The organism is Nocardiopsis metallicus (assembly GCF_014201115.1).
Taxonomy (GTDB): Bacteria; Actinomycetota; Actinomycetes; order Streptosporangiales; family Streptosporangiaceae; genus Nocardiopsis; species Nocardiopsis metallicus.
In genome coordinates this window covers 1091394-1117868 of the sequence record NZ_JACHDO010000001.1, presented here as the reverse complement: position 1 = coordinate 1117868, position 26475 = coordinate 1091394, and the positions used below count along the sequence as shown (strand labels likewise).

Here is a 26475-nt window from a genome sequence, read left to right as displayed (position 1 = left end):
GCTGCCATCGGGATCAGCCCTGCTGGGTCAGGGAGTTGAGCAGGGCGGCGAACTCCTCGTCACCGGTGTGCAGCGACACCGACCTGTTCTCGTGGTCCATGGTGATCCCGACCGGACGCAGGTCCAGCGGCTCGCCCTGGGCGCGGCCGCGCGAGTTCGGGTGCCACCAGTACAGCTGGGGGCTGATCGGCTTCTCCGCGTCCCCGGTGAAGCGGGCGGCGAGCTCCTGCAGGTGGTCCATCGCAGCGATCGGGTGGCCCTTGCCAAGCGGGTGCGCGAGGATCACCTCGGGCACGGGGAAGGCGACCAGGGAGCCGTAGGGCGACTCACCCACGTAACGGTCCAGCGCGTGGGCGTGGGCCGCGACGTAGGGGTGCTGGGCACCGATGTGCACGACCTCGGTCCCGTCAAGGCCGTGTTCGCTCACCTCGACGGCCTCGCCCAGCGCGCCCGCCACCGCTTCGGCGAAGACCTCGCCGTCGGGGCGGCCCGACCGCTCGTGGTGTACGCGTGAGAGCGGTTGAAGGGTCTCTGGGCTGTCCACGACCACGGTCTGCCACAGCCCCGGGGCGATCTGGCGGGAGAGCAGCTTGTCCAGCACGCCCTCGGGGAAGGCGTTCACCGGGTAGAGGCGGACCCGCAGCCTCCCGGAGTCCGCGGTGGCGCCCTCCTCGTTGTTGCGTTGCCCCTGGGCGACCTGACGGGAGATCTGTTCGAGGGCGGCCCGGGCGAACCCGGACGTGTGCTGGGCGATCTGCTCGGGTGAGGCACCCTCCAGCTGGGAGCGGAAGCCGCTGATGTCCGTGCTGGCGTTGTTACCGTCCTGGAGCCGGAGGACCAGGGTGTTCGGATCCTGGAAGGAGGCCTGGGCACCGCCCTCGCGAAAGGCCGACACGAGTGCGACCGACAGCGGGTCGCCGGGCGCCCCCTGGTTCGACGGCGCGGGCTGCGCGTGCGGGGCCTCACCGAGAAGGCCCTGCCGCCGTGCGTGGCGGGCCACGTAACCAGCGAAGTGGGCGGCCAGCGCGGGCCGGTGGTCCGCCGGGGAGATGAGCGCGCTGTCGATGGTCGTGGCCAGGTCGCTCTCCAGCAGGACACCGGCCCCGGGGGCGGAGATCCGGAAATGGCTCGGCCGCAGGTACTCGGCGTGCAGCCCTTCACGTGCGCAGGCCTGCGCCACGGCGGCGCAGAACTCCTCGGTCATCCCGGCCACGTCCATCTGCCGGGCCAGGTGGAGCTGCTCCCGCATCCAGTCCGGGATCTGGTCCTGCGGCCGGGGGAAGCGGCGCAGCTCCTGGAGGTAGATCAGCGGGCTGGGTACGGGAGAGATGTCCGGCTGGGCGTCGTGGTTGTACTCGACGTTCATCTGGCCGGAGTGGTGGACGGACATGACCATCGAGAGCCATGATCCCTTGCCTTCCTGGAATCCCGCCTTCTTGAGCGCGGTGGCCTTGACGTGGGCGTCGTCGGGCAGTTCGACCTCGCTGACCTGGCCGTCCGCTCCCTGGACCGCCAACACGTGCTCGTTGAGCCCACCGATCGGCCGGGCCAGGTAGGTGAGCTGCTGCCAGCCCCGCGGCATGACGGAGACGAGGCTCCGGGCGAGGTCCTGGAGGAACTCGCCCTGTTCCAGGGGGCTGAGGTCGCGGGAATCCATAAGGGCGGCTCCGTGTCTGTCTGTCGCTTTTCCGAGTCCTTCCTACCCTGTTCCGCGGACGGTCCGTGTCCGGTTGGTCACCGACCCCGGCCGAGTGCGCGGACGGTACCGCCCTGAGGTGCGACGGGAGTTGTCCACAGGCCCTCAGCACGATTCCGTGATCCGTGCCAGTGTTTGGTTCTCCGTCCCTTCTCACGCCCCCTCTGCCGACGCGAGGGGGCACGGATTGTCACCACCTCCGCGCATGATGTGCGCCAGGACCACCAAGGCCCCGAAAGGCCCCGAACCGCCTCCCGCGTCGACACCCCTGGAGGACGAGGTTGCTGTCCCACGAACCGACCACACGTGATCGCCGACTCACCCGTCTGGGAACCTCCTGGCCGCTCCTGCGAAGAGTCCTGCTCCGGGGAGAGGCGGGCTGGCGCGCCGCCACCGACAACCACGGCGACGGCGCCCGTTCCCAGTACGCCTACCGGGAACGGCTGGCCGCCCTGCGCGAGGAGCAGAAGCTCCACCACGGCTGGGACAGGGCACGCGTGCTCAAGATCGAACTCACCGTCGATCCCGAGCGCACCATCGCCTTTCAGACCCTGATCGGGGACCGCCACACCGGGATGGTCACCCCCGAGCGGCCCCCGCGCAACCTGCACCCGCGCGGCCCCAACGGCCAGCGGTTACTGGGCGGCGACGGGGGCACCGAACAGCTCACGCTCTTCCCCGACCACGTCCTGCCCCTGCCGCCCCGGGAGGAGATCGAACTCACCGAGTACGAGAACCTGCAGGTCTGGGTGTTCCTGGTCCACCGGGAACACGAACCCGACACCGGGCGCGTACGCTGGCACAGCGAACTCTCCCGACCGCACCCGCCCGACGAGGCGGGTTACCTCACCAGGTGGCAGGAGCGCGTCCCGCTCCCCGTCCTGGAGATCGGCGCGGTGACCCACCCGGTCGATGAGGGACAGCACGAACTCGACATCCAGATCGGCCCGCGTTGACCACCGCGCCGGGCCGAGGAGCACGACAGGGCAGTACACACCATGGTCACGCCGTCACGCCTGCGGCTCGCACGGGAGCGCAGGGGCCTCACCCTCACGGGTCTGGCCGGGATGAGCGGCATCGGCGCGCAACGGCTGTCCCAGTACGAGAACGCCCGCGCCGCCCCGGACGAGGACGCCCTGCGCGCGCTCGCCGCGGCCCTGTCCTTCCCGGTCTCCTTCCTCACCGGGGACGAGGTCGAGGAGATCCCGGCCCAGGCGGTGGCCTTCCGCGCCCTGAGCAGCACCTCACTGCGCAAGCAGCGGGCGGTGCGCTCCCAGGCGGCGCTCGCGGTGGAGCTGAACACCTGGCTGGCCGAACGGCTGACCCTCCCCGAACCGGACGTGCCCACCCACGGCTACCCGGAGCCGGAGACCGCGGCCGAGCTGGTGCGCGGCCGCTGGGGCCTGGGCCAGGCCCCAGCCCCGAACACAGTGCACCTGCTGGAGTCGCGCGGGGTGCGGGTGTTCTCCCTGGACAGCGAGCACCAGGAGGTGGACGCCTTCAGCCTGTGGCGGGACGGGGTGCCCTACGTCTTCCTCAACACCGCCAAGAGCGGCGAGCGCGGGCGCTTCGACGCGGCGCACGAGCTCGGTCACCTGGTGATGCACGGGCGCGACCGCGCCCTGAACACCCCGGAGGCCGAACGCGAGGCCAACCGCTTCGCCAGCGCCCTCCTGATGCCCCGGGCCGACGTCCTGGCCCGCATGCCCTCCGGTGCGCAGGTGGACCAGATCCTGTCCGCCCGGCCGATCTGGCGGGTCTCGGCGATGGCGCTCGCCCACCGTCTGCACGACCTGGACCTGCTCACCGACGACCAGTACCGCGCCGTCTGCCGAAACCTGGCCGAACTCGGCTACCGTTCCGCCGAACCGGGCGGCATCCCCCGGGAGACCTCCCAGGTCCTGCCCAAGGTGCTCTCCGCGCTGCGGGCCCAGGGCCTGCCGCCCGCACGCGTGGCCTCGGCCCTGCACATCCCGCTGACCGAACTCAACACCCTGGTGTTCGGCCTGGCCCTGACCTCCCGCTCCGGCGGCGGACGAAGCCGGGCCACCGGACGCCCCGCCCTGCGCGTACTGCCCAGCCCAGCGGAGTGATCAGCTGTCGAGGGCGTCCAAGTAGACCCAGGCGCCCTCATGGCGGAGGAAGCGGCTGTGCTCGTGGAGTTCGCCGGTGCGGCCGCCCTCCCTGAATCGAGCGCGGAATTCCACCGTGCCCTCGTTGTGGAAGGGGGTGCCCTCTCCGGTGCCGAGGATCTCCAGACCGAGCCACTCGGTGCGCGGGTCCGGGTCCACTCCGGCCGGGCGGGTGTCCGGGTGCCAGGAGCGCAGCAGGTAGGCCTCGTCCGCGACCACGAAGGCGCTGTAGCGCGAACGCATCAGGTCCTCGGCGGTGGCCGCCTTCGCCGAGCCCTCGTGCAGGCGGCCGCAGCACTCCCCGTACCTCTTCGGCCTGCCACAGGGGCAGGGCTGATCGGCGGACCGGGACGGCTGGAGGCGCGGGTTGTGTTTGGACATCCCGTCATTGTCGCAGTCGACCGCCCCGGTGTCCGTCCGTACTCAGCCGAGGGCGCCCACGCACGCCGCCATGAAGACGAAGATGACCAGCACTACGGCCACGATCGCGCACCCGGCTCCGAGACATCCGGAAAGACCCGCGCCGAACGCGTTCCCCGTGGACTCAGGGGGTCGGGGAGGCTGGTTGGGCGTGCCGTGGTATCCCATGGGGGATCCCTTTCCAGGCTTCACTTCGAGAGGGACACGTATCCCGGGCGCCGACAACCCACAACCTTTCGGGGCTGGCCTGTCGTCCGGTCCCGGTAGCGTCGCGCGCATGAGGGGTGGCTTCCTGGAGCAGGCCTCCCTGGAGGCGGTGCTGGCCGCCACCTGCCAGGCGCGGAGTGAGTTCGATGAGGCGCACGCGTGGCTGGTGCGGGCGTTGGAGGAACCCATGGCCCCGGTGTCCGCGGAGGTGTGGGCCTTTGACCCCGGCTTCGAACACGTGCTGCTGGTCCGGCACCGCTGGCGCGGCTGGGTGTGCCCGGGCGGCTGTGTGGATCCCGGCGAGGGCCCGCGCGCGGCGGCCGTGCGGGAGCTGCGGGAGGAGACCGGTCTGAGTGCGCAGGCCTCGGCAGTGCCCGCGGCGGCGTGGGTGCGGTCCTACCGTGCGGGCTGGTCGCCCACCCTCGGGTTGGCCTACACGGCCGTCCTGCACGGCGGTCTCCCTCTGGGCGGGGAGGCCGGGCGGCCCGCGGCGTGGTTCCCGCTGTCCGGTACCTGGGAGGGCGCTTTCCCCGAGGACCGGCAGCGCCTGCTGACGGAAGCTGATCACCTGCGGGAACGCATCAGGGGATGGCAGGGGCCCGGCCCCGGTCTCGGGGGCGGCCGCACGGGATGAGGGGATCCGGCGCGGCCGCCTGGTCAGGCGCGGTTGTGCGCGAAACGGCTGGGGTGTCGTGGTCGGGGCGGCGGGAGCCATCGGGGCGGTGGCCCGTCATCGGGAGCGGGGCGTGGACGCGGGATCGGGAGGGAGTTTCCGTGTCGTGCTTCGGTGTCCATCCATAGGATCTGTACCCAGTCCCCCCGCGGGAACGAAACACGAAATCACCGGCTTTTTGCCTCCAAGCCCCTTCCGTCGTCCCGGGACAACGGATGCCCCTTTCCTTCCGGTCTCGGTTCGGAACGGTTCCAGGAGGTCATCACCGGGCGGTCGTGTTCGGTTCCCAGGGTGCTGACCGAACCGGTGTCGAGGCGGAACAGCGCCCCGCCCGAGGCGGGCAGTCCCAGCCACCGGGCGGTGAGTACACGCAGGAAGTGGCTGTGCGCCACCAGTGCCACGTCGCCGCGTTCGAGTGCGGGCGCCAGTTCGGCCAGGGCCCGCTCGGCCCGCACCCCCACCTGTTCGGGGCTCTCCCCCGGGTGCTCCGGTGGCCCGGCGGGGACGCCGTCGGTCCACAGGTTCCAACCCGGGCGCTCCCGGTGGATCTCGGCGGTGGTGATCCCCTCGTAGGCGCCGTAGTCCCACTCCACCAGGTCGGGTCGGGGCACGGCCCCGACCAGCCCGGCGAGTTCAGCGGTTGCGGCCGCCCGGCGCAACGGGCTGGTGAGCACGAGCTCGAACCGCCGTCCGGCCAGGAGCGGGCGCACCGCCCGGGCCTGCCGCCGCCCCTCCTCGGTCAGTGGCAGGTCGGTGCGGCCGGTGTGTCGGCGCTGCCTGCTCCACTCGGTCTGTCCGTGTCTGATCAGAACCAGTTCACCCATTCGATCGTCATTCCCGAAGTTCGGCACACGCATACCAGAAACCGAGAGAATCCGGATGGATAGGGCACCCCAACAGCGCGGATATAGGATCCGAGGCGAACCGAGAACACGTCTTGCGCAAAACTACGGGTAACCGTTCCGGGAGGAAAGAGACAAATGCCCACCGTTGAATGGAATCGCAAAACCTGGGGCAAAACGCACTCCTGGGAACTCAGCGGCGACGAGTGGGCCTACATGGCCGCGTACTGCGGCCAGCCCTACGAGGAGTGGAAGGGAAGCCTCGTGGACACGCTGCTCGTGCCGGGTGCCACCCGGGGGCCGTCCTTGGAGATCGGCCCCGGGCACGGCCGCTGGACCGAGCACCTGCTGGCGCACTCCCCCAAGGTCTGGATCGTGGACGTCAACGAGAGCTGCCTGGAGCGCTGCCGCGAGAGGTTCGCCGACCGTCCCGAGCTCAACGTCCACCACACCTCCGGCTGTTCGATGGACCCTGTGCCGGATGCCTCGGTCGAGTTCGTCTGGTCCTTCGACGTCTTCGTCCACCTGGACACGGACGTGGTCGCCGGCTACCTGGTCGAGGCCGCCCGTGTCATGGCCCCCGGCGCGAGGGCGGTCATCCACCACGCGGGCAAGCCCGACTGGTCACTGCGCCTGGCCCCGCTGAACCGCCGCGCGGGCCGCCCCGGCAAGATCGCTCAGCGCTGGATCAGCCAGCGCCGCTGGCGCGACGACGGCAACCGCTCGGACGTCTCCCCCGAAGCCTTCGCCCGCTGGTCCGAGGAGGCGGGCCTGGAGGTGACCGGCCAGCGCACCTCGTGGGGCCCGCGGGGCCAGTACACGGTGGACAAGTACCGCGACTGCGTCACCGAACTCCGCAAGCCCGAGTAGATTCCACGAAGCCGAAAAGTCCGAGGCTCCGCCCACTGGATCGGGTTCAGCGAGCGGAGCCTCGGACTTACTCCTTCGGGGCCACTACCAGCGGCTGTCAGGCGGCCGCCTCGGCGGCACGCTTGGCGACGCGCTCGGCGCGCAGCTCACGGGCCTCGTCCGGGTCCAGGACCGGGGCCGCGGTGAGCAGCTGCTTGGTGTAGTCGCTCCGCGGGTTCTCGTAGACCGAGTCGCTGTCACCCATCTCCACGATCTCGCCCTTGCGCATGACGATCACGCGGTCGCTGACCTGGCGCACGACCGCGAGGTCGTGGGCGACGAAGACGTAGGTGAGGCCGAAGTCGTCCTGCAGCTCCGAGAGCAGGCGCAGCACCTGGTCCTGGGTGGACACGTCCAGCGCGGAGACCGGCTCGTCACAGATGATGAGCTTGGGCTTGAGGATCAGCGCGCGGGCGATGGCGATGCGCTGGCGCTGGCCGCCGGAGAAGGCGTGCGGGAACCGGTTGTAGTGGTTGGGCTCCAGACCCACGCGCTCCAGGAGCTCCTGGACCTCGCCCCGGATCTTACGGCCGTCGCGCTCACCCTGCACCTTGAGCGCGGTGCCGATGCTCTCGCCGATGATCAGACGCGGGTTCAGCGAGGAGTAGGGGTTCTGGAAGACCATCTGCACGTCGCGGCGGAGCGGACGCAGCGCCCGCTCCGACATGTGCGTGATGTCCCGGCCCTCGAACTCCACCGTGCCCTCGGTGGGCTCCAGCAGCCGCATGACCATGCGGGACAGGGTGCTCTTGCCCGAACCGGACTCGCCCACAACACCGAGGGTCTCGCCCTTGTGGAGGTCGAAGCTGACGCCCTTGACCGCCCAGAAGTCGGTCGACTTGCCCCACATGCCGCCACGGACCTTGAACCGCTGGGCCACGTCCCGCACGCGCAGCAGCGGCTCACCGCCGGTGTCCGCGGGGGTGAAGGCCTCGAAGTCGCCGGGCTTGGTGACGGCGCCCTCGCGCTTGTCCTTGGCGACGCGGTCGGCGCGGTCCTGGGCGCGGCGCTCGGCCCGGGAGACCTCCACCCGCGGCACCGCGGCCAGCAGAGCCTGGGTGTAGGGGTGCTCGGGCGCGGACAGCACCCTGCGCACGTCGCCGCGCTCCACGGCCTGGCCCTTGCGCATGACCACGACCTCGTCCACCGATCCGGCCACCACGGCCAGGTCGTGCGAGACCAGGATCAGCGCCATGCCCAGGTCGCGGCGCAGCTCGTCCAGCAGATCCAGGATGCGCGCCTGCACGGTGACGTCCAGGGCGGTGGTGGGCTCGTCGGCGAGCAGCACCTTGGGGTCGCACATCAGGCCCATGGCGATGACCACGCGCTGGCGCATACCGCCGGAGAACTCGTGCGGGTAGGAGTTGATCCGCTTGGCGGGCTCGGGGATGCCGACCCGGTCCAGGGCGTCCACGGCGCGCTTGCGGGCGACCGCCTTACTCGCCTTGGGGTGGTGCACCTGGTAGGCCTCGACCAGCTGGTTGCCGATCGTGTACTGCGGGTGCAGCGACTGCATCGGGTCCTGGAAGACCATCGCGATGTCGTTGCCGCGCATGGAGCGCAGCTTCTTGTCACTGGCGGTCACCACGTCCTGCCCGGCCACCTCGATGGAGCCGGTGATCCGGGCGCGGCTGCCCCGGTGCAGACCCATCAGGGCCAGCGAGGTCACGCTCTTACCCGAACCCGACTCCCCCACGATGCCCAGGGCACCGCCCGCGGGCACCTCGAAGGAGAGACCCTTCACCGCCTGGACGTCGCCGTCCATCGTCGGGAAGGTCACCCGCAGGTCATCCACGCGCACGACTGCGTCAGAGGCAGCCGGTGCCGGTCCGGTCGAGGCCATGTCACTTTTCCTTCGGTAGAGCTGGTCTGGAGTCAGCGCGCAGGCGCTGGGGCGTGTTCGGTCCGCTTGCGTGTCGCCTAGGCGGCGATGCGCACCCTCGGGTCGACGAGCGGGTAGAGGAGGTCGACGACCAGGTTGCAGACGACGATGAACACCGCGCCCAGGAGCGTGACGCCCAGGACGACGGGCAGGTCCTTGGCGACGATCGAGTTGATCGCGTAGGCGCCCACACCGTTAAGGGAGAACACCGTCTCGGTGAGGATCGCGCCGCCCAGGACCATGCCGATGTCCAGACCCAGGATGGTGACGATCGGGGTCAGGGTGGGGCGAAGCGCGTGCTTGAAGATCACCTTGCGCTCGCTCAGGCCCTTGGCGCGCGCGGTACGGATGTAGTCCTCGTTGAGGGTCTCCAGCATGCCCGCGCGGGTCTGCCGCGCGTACTGCGCGGCGTGCAGGAAGGCCAGTGTCACCCAGGGCAGGAACATGACCTGGAACCAGCCCACCGGATTCTCGGTGAAGGGCACGTAGCGCGAGACCGGGAACAGGCCCCATTCGTGGACCAGGAAGGCCAGTGCCAGCAGACCGGTGAAGTAGATGGGCAGGGACACGCCGACGAGGGCGGTGCCCATGGCCAGACGGTCGAAGAGGCTGCCCTTCTTGACCGCGGAGAGCACACCGACGGCCACACCGCCGATGACCCAGATGACCGCTGCGCCCAGGCCGAGGGAGAGGGTGACCGGGAGGCGGTCCAGGAGCTGCGGGAGCACCTCGGAGTTGGTGTTGAAGGAGTACCCCAGGCACGGGGCGGCGCACTCGACGGTCTCGCGACCGAAGGTGAACTCCTGGCCGAAGAGGAGCGTGCGCAGGAAGTCGAAGAACTGGACCGCGATCGGCTGGTCGAGGCCAAGGCGTTCCACGGTGGCGTCGAGCGCCTCCGGGGTGGGCGCCTTACCCACGTACATCGCCGCCATACCGTGCGGGGTGACGCCCGCCCACCGGGGCAGGACGTAGAAGATCCAGAAGGTCACCGCCGTGACGACGGCGAGAAGCAAGAGACCCGCACCAAGGCGGCGAAGAATATAGTTCAGCATCGCGGTCGGCGGCGGGGGCACCCGAGGGATCGCCTCGGGCGCCCCGCCGCTTTCACCTGCCTTCTCGTACTAGTTCAGGCTGGTAGTTCGGGACCTAGTCCCGGTCCACGCCCAGGGCCATGAAGTCGTACATCATGTACGAGGGCTGGTAGTAGACGTTGGTGAGCTCGTCGGAGCGGTAGATCAGGGCCTTGTCGAAGACCACCGGCAGGATCGCGGCGTTCTCCATGACGAGGGTGTCGATCTGCTCGTAGAGGTCGGCGCGCTCCTCGGGGTCCTCGGTCTTGAGGGCCTGGTCCCAGAGACCGTTGATCTCGGGGTCGTCGATCTCGGCGGTGTTGAAGTTACCGGTCTCCATGATCGCGTCGCCGTGCGTGATCTTGGAGGCGAAGCCGTAGCCGGTGGGCCAGTCCGGGCCCCAGCCGGAGACGCTCAGACCGATGTTGTTCTCGCGGACGAAGTCCTGGGAACCGGCGTACTGGCCGAAGAAGTCAGCGGCCGGGTAGGACTTGACATCGACCTCGATGCCGACGCGGGCCAGGGACTGCTGGAGCGCCTCGGCGGTCTGGACGTCCTTCTCGCGCTCGGCGCGGACCGCGATGTTGGTCTTGAAACCGTCGGCCTCGCCGCACTCCTCGAGCTTCTCCTCGGCCTTGGCGAGGTCACCCTTGTTGTCCTCGGACGGGTACAGGTCCGAGTCGGGGTTCGAGCCGGGGATGGCCGGGGGGAGCAGGTTGGTGGCGATTTCGCCGCCTTCGCTGCCGCCCCAGGCGCGCCACATGCTGTCGCGGTCGGCCGCGTACATGATCGCCTGACGGCAGGCGACGTCCTCGATGATCGGGGTGTGGATGTTCACGTAGCGCAGGGCGCCGGAGAACGGGTTGTCCAGGTTGCCCTGGACGGACTCGTCGTCGAGGAGGCGGGCGTTCATCGCCGGACCCACACCGGTACCGGAGAGGTCGACGTCGATCTCACCGCTGAGCAGGCGCTCGTCGATCTCGTCCTGGTTGACGCCGATCTCGACCTCGATGCGGTCGGGCAGGGCCCGGCGCACGGGGTCGGTGTCGGGGTCCCAGTGCTCGTTGCGCTCCAGGTGCAGCTTCACACCGGGCTCGTACTCGCCGTCGAACTTGTACGGGCCGGAGGAGACGACCTTCTCCTGGTACAGCTCGCCGCGGTCGGCGTCGATCGGCACCGGGGCGGTCTGCGGCTGGGTCAGCACGTTCGGGAACTCGGAGAAGGAGTCCTTGAGGTGGAAGACCAGGGTGTAGTCGTCCGGGGTCTCGATGGAGTCGAAGCCCGCGAGCGGGTCTTCGCCCTCGAAGACGTTGTGGTCGTCCTGGTCCAGGTGGGTGCTGAAGTACTGCGGGCCCAGGTTGAAGGTGCCGCCGTTGAAGTTGGCGCGGGCGATCCCGTACTTGATGTCCTCGGACGTGATCTCAGTGCCGTCCTCGTACTTGAGGCCTTCCTGGATCTTGACGGTCCACTTGGTGAAGTCGTCGTTGGGCTCCGGGAGCTCCGCCGCCATGTCGGGGATCAGTTCGGTGGCCCGTTCACCCGGTTCCGGGTTGAAGGCCAGGAGCGTACGGGCGTAGTAACGGGAGAAGTTCCAGTTGAACGCGTAGTACGTGTTACCGGGGTCGGTGGAGTCGAAGTCGCCGGCGATGGCGTACTTCAGCGTGCCGCCGGACTTGTCCGAGGCGTTGACGACCTCGGTGGAGCCGAGGTCGAAGGTGCCGGCCGAGTCGGAGCCGCCGCCGGTGGCGGCGCCGCCGCAAGCGGACAGAAGGAGGGACGCCGACGCGCCGAGCGCGACGAAGCCGAGGGTGCGTTTCCTCAAGGAAATACCTCTCTGAACCTGATGTGGGGATGGCTGGACCATGGGGTTGTCGCGTGCCCGTGCGCGGTACGAGGCGGGTCCGCGCACGGGTGCGGGTCAGTCCGAGGTCCGGGGATCGAAGGCGTCGCGAAGGCCGTCACCGAACAGGTTGAACGCCAGGACGGTGATGAAGATGGCCAGGCCGGGGAAGATGATGAAGTAGGGCGCCGTCTGGTAGAAGGGCACCGCTTCGGAGAGCATCTTGCCCCAGCTCGGGGTGGGCGGGTTGATACCGACGCCCAGGAAGCTCAGGGCCGCCTCGAACAGGATGTTCGTGGGGATCAGGAGCGTGGAGTAGACGATGATCGGCGTGATCAGGTTCGGCAGGATCTCCTTGAAGAGGATGTGCCGGTTGCTGGCGCCGAGGCTCTTGGCCGCCTCCACGAACTCCCGCTCGCGCAGGGCGAGGGTCTGTCCGCGGACGATACGGGCGATGTAGGGCCAGTTGAAGAACCCGATGATGAAGACGATGACGCCGATTCTGAGGCCGTTGCCGGTGAGCCCGAGGACGCCCTCGGGGATGACGCCGACCAGGGCGATCGCGAACAGCACCAGCGGGAAGGCCAGGAAGATGTCCATGGCGCGGCTGATGACGGTGTCGACCCAGCCGCCCATGTAACCGGCGATGATGCCGAGGACGGTGCCGAGGGCGACGCAGACCAGGGTGGCCAGGAAGGCGACCAGGAGGGAGATCTGGGCGCCGTAGAGGATGCGGCTGAACAGGTCGCGGCCGGTGGTGGGCTCCACGCCCAGCAGGTGGTCGGAGCTGATCCCGCCCCAGCGGTCCACGCCGAGTTCCGGGTTCTGCGGGTCGACGTAGGGCACGCGGCGGCTCGGGTCGATCAGGTCCTGGTGGAACTGGGTGGGCGGGTGCCCGAACCACTTGGTCAGCAGGGGCGCGAAGATCGCCGCCAGGATGAGCAGGACCACGACCACGCCGGAGACCATGGCGACCTTGTCGCGCCGCAGTCGTTGCCAGGCGATCTGTCGCAGGGAACGGTTGTCGGCGTCGCTGCGACCCGAGGCCGACGCGCCGGGGTCCGAGGCGACCGGTTCGGTCGTCTCAGGGGCATGCGAGGGCGCGCTCATCAGGCCACCACTCTCCACTCATACGCTTCTGGCCGAGGGGACAGATCCCATGCGTGAGCCGCTCAGGGGTTAGCCCTGCTGGGTCTCACGGTGGGGCCGGCCGGTTCTCGACTCTGGCTGGCGTGGGCGTGACCGACGGGGCGAGAGGGTTGCCCGTCTCGTCGGTACTGGCACGCGGCGCACCCACCCGGTTGAGAGGTTGGACACATCGCGGACCTTTACGCCCGGGATGTTACACAACGACCAATTTACTCGCCTGTTGCCAGCATGTCGTCCAAAGTCTGCCCATGTGGCCAAACCGTAATGAAACCTAACAATCAACCCATATGGGGACTAAAGCCGCAAAGCAGGCATTCATCGGACGACCATGGCTGAGCTGGAACGAGGGGGAGGATCACACCCGAGCCAACCCTAAGGGCACCCCCCGCGCGCTTCGCCCGAATTCAGTTGCGCTATGGCAAGTGCTATGAATCAGAACGTGTTCACATGAATCCCCCGGGTGAACGGGGCCACACGGGCGTGTGAACGAAATCGCCCGCAACGGGCGGCCAGCGACGCACGAAACTGCACGTCCAAGCGGCTTCCGCGCACAGTTCTCGCGCGAAGAAGACACCGTTGCGCACAAGAAAGGCCCCGCCGAAGCGGGGCCGTCCTCGTCGTCGTCAGAGTCGGCTAGTCGATACCGCGCTTGCGCAGCAGCGCCTCGATGTCACCGAAGTCGTCGTCCGCGGCGGGCGCGTTGGCCTGCTTGGGAGCCTTGACCTGACCCGCGGCGGCCGAGGCGCCGCCAGCGGCGGGCGTTCCCTCGCCCTGGGCCCTGGCCTGGGCCTTGTCCTGCGGCCGCGCACCGGGCTTGACCCCGATGCCCTTGGACTTCATGAAGCCCGAGACCACGTACAGGACCACCATCACCACGGCGAGGGCCAGGCCGACCCACGACTGGAGCTTGAAGGCCATCGTCAGCAGGATCCCGAGCACGCCCAGGACGAACTGCATCACCACGTCCATCAGCAGGAGCAGCCCGGCGATCAGGGGCAGCAGCGACCAGGCCACACCGCGCAGGCCGTAGGCGGCACCCTTCTTCCGCCACACGAAGTAGGAGATGACGATCCCGACCGCCGTCAGGGCCGCCCCCAGCCCCACACCAACATTGTCATTCAAAGTCTCAGGCATGCGACCAGTCTCCCATCCCGCGCCCGAACACACATCCGGCCGATCCCCTAGATCGTTGATGGGGGTTTGGTGTCCTGGTCAGTGGTCGTAGGCGATCAGGGACCGCTTGACCGGGGCACCGATCAACCAGTTGTGCCAGATCGCGGCGTTGAGCGCGCAAATCCTCTGACAGGTGCGCGCCCACAACCCTTCCGTGGTGCGGGCCGCGTGGCGCTCCAACCCCAGCTGGTTCTTCAACGTCCAGATCACCGCCTCAACGCGTTGACGCAGCCAGGACGGGAACACCTCCACCTCGGGTTCGGGCTCATCCTCGCGGATCGGGCGGATGAGTAGATAACCCAGCTCAGCCGCATCAGCCTCGATCTTGGCTCCGGCGAAGCCCTTGTCACACACGATCGGGCCCGGCCCGGGAGCGCAGGCCTGAACGTGCAGCAGGTGCAGGGCCTGAGCACGCTCGTCCAGCTCTTTGGGATGAGCCAGGCTGAACGCGCACACCGCTCCCTCGGTAGTGGTGATGAGCATGAGCTTGGCGCCCCAGTAGAAAGCGTGGTGGGAGACGTCGCGTCCATATCCGGCGATCTCGCCCAGCATCGAGCGGTTGACCGTGGTGCGCGAAGCACCGCAGCGCAGCGGGGTTCCGTCCATCAACCGCAGCCGCTCCCACCAGGTAGGCACGGCCCTGGCCAACCACATCGCTGCGGTGAACAGGGCCGGTGCCAGATCACGCAGGTGGCGGTTGTACTCGGACTGGCCGGGCAGGCGGGGGAAGAGGTGGCCGATCCGGGCCGGTGCGGCGCGCATCCAGTGGCGCTCTGAGTCATGGCGCAGCAGGACTTGCGCGATGGCCACGCACACGAGTTCTGCGTCGGTGAGCAGCCTTTTGGGGCCGCGTTTGCGGGGTTGTTCACGCGAAGGCAGGACGTGGTCGTCCAGATGGACGTAGAGTGCGGTCAGAAGGGCGTCAAGGTTGGTCGTCACACACCGATCCTTGACGCCCTTCGTCATGGGCGCAGGAGTTCCAGAAAACTCCCATCAACGATCTAGGGCGGTTCACCCGGCAGTGATCGGCAGTCCGGCCGGGCACTGCGCCCCTCCCACCCACGCTACTCATCGGGGTGCACGCCGCCAACAGCCAGGCGTAGACGGAGAGACGGAGTGATCGGCGGGCGGCGGCCGGTGCTCAGCGGTCGGCGACCAGCGACTCCAGCCAGTCCAGGTCCACCCCGACCAGGCTGTCCCGGAAGACCACGCCCTCACGGGGCGCGATCTCCACGTGGTTGGGTACCGCGATGGTCAGGCACCCGGCGTCGGCGGCCGAGGCCACGCCCACCACCGAGTCCTCCACGGCCACGCAGCGGCGCGGGTCCGCACCCAGGCGGCGGGCGGCCCGGAGGTAGGGGTCGGGGTGCGGCTTGTTGGCGTCCACCTCGTCACCGGCGATCGAGTCGACGAAGCTGTCCAGCCCGATACCGTCGATCGCCGTCTCCACCAGGGCGCGCTCGGTGGAGGTCACCAGCACGGCCGGAATCCCGGCCTCGGCCAGCATCGTCACCAGTTCCTTGGCGCCGGGCCGCAGCTCGGCCCCGCCCTCCAGCTTGGCCAGGAAGCGGGCGTAGAGCATGTCGGCCACCTGGCGAGGGGACATGTGGTGGGCCCCGGTGCGCTCGATGATGTAGCGGCCCACCGGCTCGGCGGCGTTGCCGACGTTGGCCTCGTGGTCCTCGGCGGTCCACACCCCGCCCAGCTCCGCGGTGAGTTCGGCCTCGGCCTCACCCCACAGGTGCTCGCTCTCGATGAGGGTGCCGTCCATGTCCAACAGCACCGCCTGGAGGCGGCGCTCCGCTGCGACGGAGGTCTCGGGCAGTTCGGAACTCACAGTGCTCAACTCACTCATCTCGACTCGTGGCGTGGCGGCTGGCCGGCAGCCGGGTGGTGGCCGGCCTCCGGCGATGGCTGGCTGACCCCTGACAGGGATCGGCCCCACCGGTGACGTTCACCGGCGGGGCCGCCCTCTCGACCGGTAGGTCAGACGTTGAAGTATGTCGCCTCAGGGTGATGGATGACGATCGCGTCGGTGGCCTGTTCGGGAACAAGCTGGAACTCCTCGGACAACGCCACTCCCACACGCTCCGGCTCCAGCAGCTTCATGATCTTGGCGCGGTCCTCCAGGTCGGGGCAGGCCCCGTAGCCCAGGGAGAAGCGGGCGCCCCGGTATCCGAGCTTGAAGAAGGCGTCCAGCTCGGCGGGGTCCTCCCCCGCGAAGCCCAGCTCGGCGCGGACCCGGGTGTGCCAGTACTCGGCCAGGGCCTCGGTGAGCTGTACCGACAGCCCGTGCAGCTCCAGGTAGTCGCGGTAGGCGTCTCTTTCGAACAGCTTCGCGGTGGCCCGGCTGATCGCCGCGCCCACCGTCACCACCTGGAAGGAGACCACGTCCAGCTCCCCCGACTCCTTGGGCCGGAAGAAGTCGGACAGGCACAGGTGCCGGTCCCGGCGCTGGCGCGGGAAGGTGAAGCGGGTGCGCTCGGTGGCCCCGTCCTCGTCCAGCACGACCAGGTCGTCGCCCTCGCTGTAGCAGGGGTAGTGGCCGTGCACGACCGCGGCCTCCAGCAGGCCGTCGGTCTGGATGCGGTCCAGCCACATCCGCAGGCGCGGACGGCCCTCGGTCTCCACCAGCTCCTCGTAGGTGGGTCCGTTGCCGCCGCGGGAGGCCTTGAGGCCCCACTGCCCCATGAAGGTGGCGCGCTCGTCGAGGAAGGCGGCGTAGTCGGCCAGCGGGATGCCCTTGCTGATCCGGTCGCCCCAGAACGGCGGCACGGGCACCCTGTTGGTGGTGGAGACGTCGCTGCGGGCGGGCATCTCCTCGGGCTCGGTCACCTTGAGGGTGGCCCCGCGCTTGACCCGGCGCTGGCGCAGTTCGGGGAGCTTGGCGCCCTCCTCGCCGCGCTTGACCGCCATGAAGGTGTCCATCAGGCGCAGGCCCTCGAAGGCGTCCTTGGCGTAGCGGACCTCGCCGCCGAACATCTCGGCCAGGTCCTGCTCCACGTAGGAGCGGGTGAGCGCGGCGCCGCCGAGCAGCACCGGGAAGCGCTCGGAGATACCCCGGGAGTTCATCTCCTCGAGGTTCTCCTTCATGATCACCGTGGACTTGACCAGCAGCCCGGACATGCCGATGACGTCGGCCTTCTTCTCCTCGGCCGCCTCCAGGATCGCCGACACCGGCTGCTTGATACCGAGGTTGACGACCTCGTAGCCGTTGTTGGACAGGATGATGTCGACGAGGTTCTTGCCGATGTCGTGGACGTCGCCCTTGACGGTGGCGAGCACGATCCGGCCCTTGCCCTCGTCGTCGGTCTTCTCCATGTGCGGTTCGAGGTAGGCGACCGCCTTCTTCATGACCTCGGCGGACTTGAGGACGAACGGCAGCTGCATCTGGCCTGAGCCGAACAGCTCGCCGACGGTCTTCATGCCCGACAGCAGGGTGTCGTTGACGATGGCCAGGGCGGAGCGCTCGGCCAGCGCCTCGTCCAGGTCGGCCTCGATGCCGGTGAGCTCGCCGTCGATGATCCGCCGCTCCAGGCGCTCCCATAGCGGCAGGGCGGCCAGCTCCTCGGCGCGGGACGCCTTCATCGCCTTGGCGTCCACTCCCTGGAACATGTCGATGAACTCCGAGAGCGGGTCGTAGTCGCCCTCGCGGCGGTCGTAGATGAGGTCGAGCGCGATCTTGCGCTGTTCCTCGGGGATCTGGTTGATCGGCACGATCTTGGAAGCGTGCACGATCGCCGAGTCCAGTCCGACCTGGACGGCCTCGTGCAGGAACACCGAGTTCAGCACGATCCGGGCGGCCGGGTTCACGCCGAAGGAGAGGTTGGACAGGCCCAGGGTGGTCTGCACCTCGGGGTAGCGGGACTTGAGCTCGCGGATGGCGTTAAGCGTCTCGATGCCGTCCTTGCGGGTCTCCTCCTGCCCGGTGGTGATGGGGAAGGTGAGGCAGTCGATGATGATGTCGCCGGTGTTCAGACCCCAGTCGCCGGTGATCTCGTCGATCAGGCGGCTGGCCACGCGCACCTTCCATTCGGCGGTGCGGGCCTGGCCCTCCTCGTCGATGCACAGGCCGACCACGGCGGCGCCGTGCTCCTGCACCAGCCGCATGATGCGGGTGAAGCGGGAGTCGGGGCCGTCGCCGTCCTCGTAGTTGACCGAGTTGATCACCGCGCGACCGCCCAGCGCCTCCAGGCCGGCCTCCAGGACGGGGGGCTCGGTGGAGTCGAGCATGACCGGCAGGGTGGAGGCGGTGGCGAAGCGCGAGGCGAGCTCGCGCATGTCGCGCACGCCGTCACGGCCGACGTAGTCGATGTTGAGGTCGAGCACGTGGGCGCCGTCGCGGATCTGGTCGCGGGCCATCTCCACGCATGTGTCCCAGTCCTCGGCCAGCATGGCCTCGCGGAACTTCTTGGAGCCGTTGGCGTTGGTGCGCTCGCCCACGGCCAGGTAGCTGGCGTCCTGGCGGAAGGGGACGCTCTGGTAGAGCGAGGAGGCGGCCGCCTCGACCAGCGGCTTGCGGTTCTTGATACCGCGGCCCTGCACCCGCTCCACGACCTGGCGCAGGTGCTCGGGGGTGGTGCCGCAGCAGCCGCCGACCAGGCTCAGGCCGAACTCGGCGGTGAAGGTGTCGTGGGCGTCGGTCAGCTCCTCCGGGGAGAGGTTGTAGACCGCGCCGTTGGGGCCCAGCTCGGGCAGGCCCGCGTTGGGCATGCAGGAGATGGGGATGGGCGAGTGGTGCGACAGATAGCGCAGGTGTTCGCTCATCTCGGCGGGGCCGGTGGAGCAGTTGAGCCCGATCACGTCGATGCCCAGCGGGGCCAGGGAGGTGAGGGCGGCGCCGATCTCCGAACCCATGAGCATGGTGCCGTTGGTCTCGATGCTGACCTGGGCGATGATCGGCACGTCCCTGCCCAGGGCCGCGCGGGCGCGCTTGGCGCCGACCACGGCGGCCTTGACCTGGAGCAGGTCCTGGCAGGTCTCGATCAGGATGGCGTCGGAGCCGCCGTCGATGAGCCCGTGCGCCGACTTCTCGTAGTAGTCGCGCAGGAAGGTGTAGGGGGCGTGGCCCAGGGTGGGCAGCCGGGTTCCGGGTCCGACCGACCCCAGGACGTACCGGGGCTGGTCCGCGGTGCTGTAGGCGTCGGCGGTCTCGCGGGCGATACGCGCCCCGGCCTCGGCGATCTCGTAGGTGCGGTCCTCGATGCCGTACTCGTAGAGGCCTCCGTAGTTGGCGGAGAAGGTGTTGGTCTCCACGCAGTCGGAGCCGACCTCGAAGAAGGCGGCGTGGGTGTCCCGGACGATGTCGGGCCGGGTCAGGTTGAGGATGTCGTTGAGGCCCTCGTGACCTTCGAACTGGTCGAGGTCGAGATCGTGCGCCTGCAACATGGTGCCCATCGCCCCGTCCGCAACGACAACTCGCTGGGACAGTGCTTCACGGAATGTCCGTCGATCTCTCATATTGAGCAACTCTAGTCTCGGGGCACCGCGGCGGCCCAGTGTCCGCCCCGGTGACAAGCGGCACGGATGGGAACGGTGGCTGGGTCGGCCCACGGCGCGGGGCGGGGTCGGGCGGCCGGGGACGGCAGTGTCCTCGGGCGAGTTCCGCGGAACAGGCCCTGGGGCGATCACGCCCGGTCAGTCGCTGGTCGCGAGGCTACCCCATCGGGAGTTTCGCCACGTGAGACAGGTGTCCCAAAGTGGCGGGAGTAACCTCTGCGGACGGAGTCCGAATTACGGTTTCCGGGCTGTGGCGCCACCCCATAGGGTGGTGATCGTCCGCGTCCAGGAAGGGGCCGTCCATGATCCAGCTCGACCGCGAGCTCGTCGAGCCTGTGATGGTGGCGGCGTTCGAAGGATGGAACGACGCCGGTGAGGCGGCGAGTCTCGCCGTGGAACACCTGTCCGAGAAGTGGGGCGCCAAGGAGCTGTGCGCCCTGGCTCCGGACGACTACTACGACTTCCAGGTCACCCGGCCGCGGATGACCGTGGCCGAGGGCCAGCTGAACTCGATGGAGTGGCCCACCACCCGGGTGCGGGTGGTCAGGCCGCCCGGTTCGCGGCGCGACGTGGTCCTGGTGACCGGCCCCGAGCCGAACATGCGCTGGCGCTCCTACTCCGCCGACCTGCTCGCGATCGCCCGTGAACTGGGGGTCCGGCGCGCCGTGATCCTCGGCTCGCTGCTGGCCGACGCCCCGCACACCCGCCCCATCCCGGTGACGGGGATGTCCTCGCCGCTGGAGCTGGGCACCCGGTACGGGCTGGAGGCGGCCACGTACTCGGGGCCGACCGGCATCGTCGGGGTCGTGCACGACGTGTTCAGCTCGGTGGGTGTGGAGACGGTGTCGCTGTGGGCGGCGATCCCCCACTACGTGGCCCAACCGCCGTGCCCGAAGGCGACCCTGGCCCTGCTGAGCTGGGTCCAGGACTTCCTGGAGACCGAGGTTCCGCTGGGCGACCTGCCCGAGGACTCGGTTTCCTGGGAGGCGAGCGTCAACGACCTCACCGCCGAGGACGAGGACATAGCGGCCTACGTGCGCGGCCTGGAGGAGGCCAAGGACACGGTGGAGCTGCCCGAGGCCAGCGGCGACGCCATCGCCCAGGAGTTCGAGCGCTACCTGCGCCGCCGCGACGACGGTTAGGGCGGGCCACCCGGCCTGGTCGGCCCGAGTCGGCACTTAACCGATCTCCGGATGAATGTCCACAGGGTCCTGGTTTTCCGTTACCTCATCTTTAGGTGCTCCCCGCTAGTTTGCGGGTGATGGCTCGCGGACCGGGGGAAGAGCCAGGGCCCCGGAGTGCGTGGTACGGGGGTACACGCACTCCGGGGTCCGACGGCCTGTCGCCCCGGGGCCTGGGACGAGTGCCCTCCCCGACCGCGCGAGGTGGGATTACAGGGGAAACTTGTGAGGATCGCCTTCGTCATCGCCAACGGCTACGCCATGGGTGGCACGGTCCGGACCGTGCACAACCTGGCGCGGGGGCTGTCGGCTCGCCACGAAGTGGAGATCGTGAGTCTGGTCCGCAAACGCAGACACCCCTTCTTCACCCCCGCTGACGGGGTCCGACTGGTCCCGTTGAGCGACGACACCGACCAGCCGGTGGTCCAACGCCCCCGCGAACGCGTGCGTGAGCGCTGGGCCAAGCAGGCCGACAAGATCGTGCCCAAGGCGGAGCGGCGCCGGAACAAGAACTTCACCCCGGAGGCGGTCACCGGGCTGCGCCACTACCTGCGCACCACCAAGGCGGACGTGGTGATCGGCACCCGCCCGGGGATCAACCTGCTCATCGCCGCATGGGCGCCCTCGCGCCTGCTGACCATCGGACAGGAGCACCTCAACCTGGCCGAGCACAAACCGGAGGTCCGCAAGGCCATCACCCGCTCCTACCCGAAGCTGGACGGGCTGAGCGTACTCACCCAGACCGACCGGGCCGCCTACGAGAAGCTGCTCGGCGCTTCCGAGGACTGGTTGACCGCGCTGCCCAACGCCCTGGAGCCGGGTGAGCCGCCCCGGGCCACCCTGGACGAGCCGGTGATCGCGGCGGCCGGGCGGTTCTCCCCGGTCAAGCAGTACCCGCTGCTGGTGGAGGCGTTCTCCCACGTGGTCGCCGAGCACCCGCAGTGGCGCCTGCACATCCACGGCGGCGGGGACCGGGACGAGGAGCTGCGCGCGACCATCGACCGGCTGGGTCTGGGCGACCACGTGAGCCTGCGCGGCCGCACCACCGACATGCTGGGCGAGCTGTCCAAGGCCTCCCTGCTGGCGGTCAGCTCCCGGGTGGAGGGCTTCGGGATGACCATCATCGAGGCCTTCTCCGTGGGGGTCCCGGTGGTGAGCTTCGACTGCCCGCACGGCCCGAGGGAGATCATCGAGCACGGCCGCAACGGACTGCTCGTCCCGCCGCAGGACACCAAGGCTCTCGGCGAGGCGCTGTCCCGCCTGGTCAGCGACCGCGAGGAACGCCACCGCATGGGCGAGGCCGCGCTGGCCTCGGCCTCGGCCTACCAGCTGGAGGACATCACCCAGCGGTGGGAGGAGTTCCTGGAACAGCGCTGGGCCGCCGCCCCGAAAAAGAAGGGCCCGCTGGCAGCGCTGCTCGGCTGAGTCCCTCGGCTGCGGTCCGAGCCCGCCGAGTCGCGCCACAGAGTGCTTCACGCCGCGAGGATCCACTCCCCGTCCAAGCGCAGCGGGGGCTCGTGCACGAACCGGCGGCCACCCTCGGAGGCCGCGATCAGGTAGAGCTCGTGCCGGCAGGGGAGCGGCTCCCGGCGAGCGGTCACAGACGCAGGCGGCGCCACTCCCCCGTGGCCAGGACCGCCGCCCAGGCCCCGGCGATACGGGCCAGGCCGCGGCGGACCTCGTCGACGACGGCGGGAGCCAAGGGGGACTCGGCCTGCTCGGCGGGTTCCAGCCGAACGGTGACGCGCAGCCCGTCCAGGACCTTCTGCGCGCGGCCGAGGACTTCGGGATCGGGGGCGGTCCCGCGGTCGAGCAGGGAGCGCATGCCGTCGCGCAGCGTGATCGCCTCGTCGAGGTCGGCGAGGGTGATCGGGATGGCGCCTTCGGTGACCAGGCGGTGCTGTCGCAGGAACTGGGCGAGGTCGGCGCGGTCGGAGAGGCGGCCTCCGGTGGAGACGAAGTCCGCGATGAGCTCCGCCGCGGCGCTGGGCCGGGTGGGTGTACCGGTCGAGGTCGTGGTCATGGGCGTTATCCCACCACGCCGAGCACCCCGATGGTGGTGTTTCCGCGAGGTCGTGACCACAGGTGGCCACACACAACAGGGCGAAATAGGACAGAACCCAACACCCGTATCAGACAACCCGCCCCGGTCCGGCGTCAGTCGGAGACGACCCACTCCGCACCGTCATCCGCACACAGCGGTGGTTCCCCAGGGCTCCGGCAAAGTCAGGTCTGTAGGAGTCTGAGTGGGCGAGCCTCGTCGCGGATCATGTGACGGTTGGCCTGGGCGATGTTGTCGAACCCGGCTGCTCGCAGCAGTCCGATCGCGGTGTTGCGCAGGGTCGCCATGACCTGGGGAGCGCTGCCCGTGCGCACTTGGGAGCGGTCCTCGTCGTAGGTCACATCCCGCACGTGATGGAGCTTGTTCTCGATCCCCCAGTGCTGGCGCACCCACCCGGACAGCACCAACGCAGGAGCAACGCGGTGGTCGGCCGAGGTGATCAGGTAGACGACCTCCACGCTCTTGCGTTTGGGTGAGCCCTTGGACTTCTTGCGCCAGGTGGTGCGGCGTAGCTGGGCGATCTGAGCGGCGCCTTCGAAGGTGACCCATGCCGGGACCTGGGCGGTCTTGATGGTGCGGGTCTCTTTGCGCCCGTGCCCGGTATCGCGTGTGGTGTGTACGGGCACGTGCTTCCACGGCACCTTCTTGAGCTGGGCGTACAGGTTTTTGTTGTTGGCCTTGACTGTGAAGACGTAGTGGGCGCCCCCGGTCCGGATGGTGGTAGCGGTGTCGGTCTGGGTGTGCATCGCGTCAAGGGTGACGACCGCTCCGTCGATGTCCAGGAGGCCGAGCAGGTCCCGCACGGCGGGAATCTCGTTGCTTTTGGCGTCCACCGCGACCTGGCCCAGGGTGGTGGTGCCGCACAAGGCGGCGACCAGGTGCGGTGCCCGTTCGGTTCCGGTACGGGCACCGCGCAGGGTCTTGCCGTCCAAGGAGATGACCCGCAGCCCGTTGACCACCATCAGGCGGGTGGCGGCCCAAGCGCCCAGCACCTGATCGAGCAGGTCGGCGTCCAAGCGGGCGAAGGTGCGGCGAAAGGTCGCCTCGTCGGCGGCTCCCCGGAGCATGCCCAGGGCGGTGAGGGTGTGGGTGGTGGTCTCGGCGGCCCACTGGCCGATCGCGGTGAACCCTTTGGCTCCGGCCAGGGTCGCGCAGACGGCCACGGCGATCAGCGCGGCCAGGGTGTGGCGTCGTCCGCGGGGTTTGCGTGGGTCGGGCACACCTTGAAGGACCTGGATCAGGTGATCCTGGCGGGAGACGGGCTCGACGATGAGCTCGCCGGGGTGAGACGATGACATTCGCGGGCGTGTTCCTCGGTTGGGCGAAAGCGTGAAGAACTTCCATCCAACCGGGTCGGACACGCCCGCTTCTGCTTGTTCGCCCTACGAAGACGCAGGTCACATCCCTACAACCCGACTTTGCCGGAGCCCTGGGTGGTTCCCGTACGAACTCACGCCCGTCCTCGGCCACCACAAACATATAAAGGTCGTCCGCGCAGCGATTCGGCTCCCAGAACATCAACGGCCAGATGTTCCAGGGGAAACCCGGATCGTCAGGAGAGTAGTAGACCCACTCGTATTCTCCTGGTGCTATTTTCCAGCGATTCTTGAACTCAAGCTCCTGGATCGAATCGGGGTTTGAGCTGACCCATTTCACCACGGGAACGTCGAGTCGGTTCTCTATCCTGACCTGGTTGACGCGCGCCTGACAACCTGCCAGCCCGAGCAGGAGCACCCCCGCCAGAAGGACCCGCGGAAAGTGGTGCGCTCTCACTCTTCGTCCTCCTCCCCCGCCTTTGCACCGGCGGGAACGTGACGACGCCCATCATCGGCTCCGTCTTCATCCAGGCCCTCGAGGTCCTGCGGAAAGGCATCCGTCATCGGTGCCGCCCCTCCGGGTAGCCGTCCCAGAGTTCCGCCGTTCCTTATTTGGGGAATGTGGGCCAAGTGCGCTCTACGTCTCAGAGCTCCGACCCGCAAAGCAATGCAGGCCAGAACAGAATTGTGTGCTCCGGTCCACTACCGCCCGGTTTTTCGAGCTCAGACGATCATGAATTCCCTGCCAGTCCTCTCAAGGTTTCCCGCGCCTGCGGCAGGCCAAGCCTTTTCAGGAGGAAGACAAAGTTGACCCGGATTCGTCAGGGGTCTGATCGCGTCTTCTGATCCGGCACTTCGCCCATGGTGTCCCTGGTCCGGGCAGGAACGAGCCCTCGCGTGACGCCGCGGTGCGCGCCGGGCTCCACGAACCCCGGAACTGCGTGCTCCCTCCTTCCTGCTGCTCGTCGGATCAGGTCCCGATCCTCAGGTGAGGGTCGGCAGAGCGGTCAACCGCTGCCAGCAGGTAGTGAACGCCTCCGCCCAGGGCCAGGACCGTTCGATACGCAGGAAGCGGCGGCGGGCGTGGCGGGCCAGACGGGCGGGCAGGTGGTAGATCCGAAACCGCATGCTCTCAGGCTCGGCATCCGCGAGGTCCTCCGCATCGTGCAGGGTGAGCAACCGCAGCCAGGCGTCCAGATCCGCGGCCAGGTTGGCCGCGAGCACCCACGCCTGGTTGACCTGCCAGGACGATGACGGCAACAACGCGAGCCCCATCGCCTTGTTCGTGCGCACCCGATCCTCGACCTCGGCGTGGTCTCGGTGCAGCGCGTCCAGAAACTGGGCCTGGTGGGAGCCCGGCACCCGATGCATCCGCTTGATGTTGGTCGCGCAGATGGCGTAGCGCCAACCGGTCTTCCTCTCCATGGCGGTGAGCTTGGCGGTGTGGCGGCGGGAGGGGCGTACCCGGCGGACGATGAGCCGCATCCCCTTGGGCCAGCCTTCGCGGGTGTTGAGCCCGGTCAGTTCGGCGACCTCATAGCCCTCTTGGAGGTCGCCTTTCTGGTCCACGGCGCTCTCCCACGCGCTCTCGGGGATCTTCGCGATCGCCTCCTCGTCCGCGGTGGTGATCTTCCACCCGACGGTGAAGCGCACCGTCCTGCGGCTGGTGTTCAGCTTCTCCAGGTACTCGAGGAGGTCGTGGGTGGCGCCGGCTCCGTCGATACGGACGAGGATCTTGGCCCGGGAAGAGCCGGGGACCTGATCCAGGGCCCAGGTGAGCACGTTGATGTGGTCGCTCGCGGTGTTGGCTCCGGCGTTGCCGGGGCGCAGCAGCATGGCCAGGCACTCGCCGGTGTTGGCGCACCAGGCGGCCAGGGGGTGGAACCCGAAACTGGACTTGAAGGTGGGTGCGGCCCCTTCCTTGTTGGAGGTGGTGGTGATGATCGTGGCGTCGGCGTCCAGCACGATCCATCCCTTCAGGGGTTTGCCCGCGACCTTCACTTGGGGGAACCCGCCGGGGCGCAGGTGCAGCAGCGTCCACACGTGGCGGCGGATCTGCCGCCGGGCCTTGGCGATCGCCGCCAGGGCCCTCTCGTCGAGGACGTTCAGGGCGCGGCGCAGGGTGGAGTCGGAAGTGGGTGGGCCGAACACGGGCCGGTGGTGCAGGCCCAGGCGTTCGGCTTCGGAGAGGTTGCGGGCGCCGAGCACGATGGCGATGACCAGGTGGACCAGGGTGGTGGCCCGGTCCCGCCAGCCGTTGGCGGTGCTGGTGGGCAAGGCTGTGGCGAGGGCCCGGGTGAGGCCGGTGCGGTCGGCGAGCTGGCGGAGCAGGACGGCTCCGGCATGCCCGACGAGGTTGGTGCTGTTGGCGGTCACGGACAGGCGGTGGTCCCAGGTAGGCTCGTGCACCAGAAAGGTGCTCCT

The 26475-nt window shown here is 68.9% G+C and carries 21 protein-coding genes; 6 read left to right on the top strand and 15 right to left on the bottom strand.

The features are described from left to right. Positions 1 to 13: 13 nt before the first annotated feature. Positions 14 to 1657, bottom strand: a complete 1644-nt coding sequence (locus HNR07_RS04665; RefSeq protein WP_184362373.1) for a hypothetical protein — start codon at positions 1655 to 1657, stop codon at positions 14 to 16. A gap of 320 nt (positions 1658 to 1977) precedes the next feature. On the opposite strand from HNR07_RS04665, the gene HNR07_RS04660 reads away from it, so the two are divergent. Together HNR07_RS04660 and HNR07_RS04655 are read left to right on the top strand one after the other, a co-directional pair. After that, positions 1978 to 2652, top strand: a complete 675-nt coding sequence (locus tag HNR07_RS04660) for a hypothetical protein (RefSeq protein ID WP_184362370.1) — start codon at positions 1978 to 1980, stop codon at positions 2650 to 2652. Positions 2653 to 2694: 42 nt separating this feature from the next. Further along, positions 2695 to 3789, top strand: coding sequence for an XRE family transcriptional regulator (locus tag HNR07_RS04655; RefSeq protein WP_184362368.1), 1095 nt, complete (start codon positions 2695 to 2697; stop codon positions 3787 to 3789). On the opposite strand, the gene HNR07_RS04650 is transcribed toward HNR07_RS04655, so the two are convergent. Beyond that, positions 3790 to 4209 carry a YchJ family protein gene (locus tag HNR07_RS04650; RefSeq protein WP_184362365.1) on the bottom strand — a complete coding sequence of 140 codons (420 nt, stop codon included), beginning with the start codon at positions 4207 to 4209 and terminating at the stop codon, positions 3790 to 3792. A gap of 316 nt (positions 4210 to 4525) precedes the next feature. Between HNR07_RS04650 and HNR07_RS04645 the strand changes: the two genes are divergently transcribed. Beyond that, a complete protein-coding gene (locus HNR07_RS04645) occupies positions 4526 to 5089 on the top strand; it encodes an NUDIX hydrolase (protein WP_184362363.1) in 564 nt (187 codons plus the stop codon). Between the two features lie 206 nt (positions 5090 to 5295). Here HNR07_RS04645 and HNR07_RS04640 read toward each other — a convergent pair whose 3' ends face one another. Continuing rightward, entirely contained in the window at positions 5296 to 5952 is a 657-nt protein-coding gene (locus HNR07_RS04640; protein ID WP_184362361.1) for a histidine phosphatase family protein, read from the bottom strand. Between the two features lie 156 nt (positions 5953 to 6108). Between HNR07_RS04640 and HNR07_RS04635 the strand changes: the two genes are divergently transcribed. Further along, entirely contained in the window at positions 6109 to 6840 is a 732-nt protein-coding gene (locus tag HNR07_RS04635) for a class I SAM-dependent methyltransferase (protein WP_184362359.1), read from the top strand. A gap of 97 nt (positions 6841 to 6937) precedes the next feature. Here HNR07_RS04635 and HNR07_RS04630 read toward each other — a convergent pair whose 3' ends face one another. The 8 genes from HNR07_RS04630 to metH form a co-directional block, all read right to left on the bottom strand. After that, on the bottom strand, positions 6938 to 8722 hold the full coding sequence (locus tag HNR07_RS04630) for an ABC transporter ATP-binding protein (protein WP_184362357.1): 1785 nt from the start codon (positions 8720 to 8722) through the stop codon (positions 6938 to 6940). A 77-nt stretch (positions 8723 to 8799) separates the two neighbouring features. Further along, positions 8800 to 9813, bottom strand: a complete 1014-nt coding sequence (locus HNR07_RS04625) for an ABC transporter permease (RefSeq protein ID WP_184362355.1) — start codon at positions 9811 to 9813, stop codon at positions 8800 to 8802. Between the two features lie 94 nt (positions 9814 to 9907). Next, positions 9908 to 11653 carry an ABC transporter substrate-binding protein gene (locus HNR07_RS04620; protein ID WP_184362352.1) on the bottom strand — a complete coding sequence of 582 codons (1746 nt, stop codon included), beginning with the start codon at positions 11651 to 11653 and terminating at the stop codon, positions 9908 to 9910. Positions 11654 to 11749: 96 nt separating this feature from the next. Next, positions 11750 to 12781, bottom strand: coding sequence for an ABC transporter permease (locus HNR07_RS04615; RefSeq protein ID WP_184362349.1), 1032 nt, complete (start codon positions 12779 to 12781; stop codon positions 11750 to 11752). A gap of 672 nt (positions 12782 to 13453) precedes the next feature. Next, positions 13454 to 13954: a cellulose synthase gene (locus HNR07_RS04610; protein WP_221318713.1), complete on the bottom strand. Its 501-nt coding sequence runs from the start codon at positions 13952 to 13954 to the stop codon at positions 13454 to 13456. Positions 13955 to 14032: 78 nt separating this feature from the next. After that, on the bottom strand, positions 14033 to 14932 hold the full coding sequence (locus HNR07_RS04605) for a transposase (RefSeq protein WP_184362346.1): 900 nt from the start codon (positions 14930 to 14932) through the stop codon (positions 14033 to 14035). A 202-nt stretch (positions 14933 to 15134) separates the two neighbouring features. After that, positions 15135 to 15848 carry an HAD family hydrolase gene (locus HNR07_RS04600; protein WP_184362343.1) on the bottom strand — a complete coding sequence of 238 codons (714 nt, stop codon included), beginning with the start codon at positions 15846 to 15848 and terminating at the stop codon, positions 15135 to 15137. 131 nt (positions 15849 to 15979) lie between these two features. Then, positions 15980 to 19453: a methionine synthase gene (gene metH / locus HNR07_RS04595; RefSeq protein ID WP_184362340.1), complete on the bottom strand. Its 3474-nt coding sequence runs from the start codon at positions 19451 to 19453 to the stop codon at positions 15980 to 15982. Positions 19454 to 19794: 341 nt separating this feature from the next. Between metH and HNR07_RS04590 the strand changes: the two genes are divergently transcribed. Continuing rightward, on the top strand, positions 19795 to 20634 hold the full coding sequence (locus tag HNR07_RS04590; RefSeq protein WP_184362337.1) for a PAC2 family protein: 840 nt from the start codon (positions 19795 to 19797) through the stop codon (positions 20632 to 20634). Positions 20635 to 20898: 264 nt separating this feature from the next. Beyond that, on the top strand, positions 20899 to 22098 hold the full coding sequence (locus HNR07_RS04585) for a glycosyltransferase family 4 protein (RefSeq protein ID WP_184362334.1): 1200 nt from the start codon (positions 20899 to 20901) through the stop codon (positions 22096 to 22098). A gap of 47 nt (positions 22099 to 22145) precedes the next feature. Here HNR07_RS04585 and HNR07_RS35450 read toward each other — a convergent pair whose 3' ends face one another. The 4 genes from HNR07_RS35450 to HNR07_RS04570 form a co-directional block, all read right to left on the bottom strand. Continuing rightward, complete coding sequence (locus tag HNR07_RS35450; protein ID WP_281386367.1) at positions 22146 to 22274, bottom strand: hypothetical protein; 129 nt, start codon at positions 22272 to 22274, stop codon at positions 22146 to 22148. Then, a complete protein-coding gene (locus tag HNR07_RS04580; RefSeq protein WP_184362332.1) occupies positions 22271 to 22696 on the bottom strand; it encodes an ABATE domain-containing protein in 426 nt (141 codons plus the stop codon). The genes HNR07_RS35450 and HNR07_RS04580 overlap by 4 nt, the downstream gene beginning before the upstream one ends. Positions 22697 to 22899: 203 nt before the next feature. After that, positions 22900 to 24033 (bottom strand): ISAs1 family transposase, encoded by a 1134-nt coding sequence (locus HNR07_RS04575; RefSeq protein ID WP_221318711.1) that lies wholly within the window; start codon positions 24031 to 24033, stop codon positions 22900 to 22902. Between the two features lie 1002 nt (positions 24034 to 25035). Beyond that, positions 25036 to 26460: an IS1380 family transposase gene (locus HNR07_RS04570; protein ID WP_312893591.1), complete on the bottom strand. Its 1425-nt coding sequence runs from the start codon at positions 26458 to 26460 to the stop codon at positions 25036 to 25038. Between the last annotated feature and the right edge of the window lie 15 nt (positions 26461 to 26475).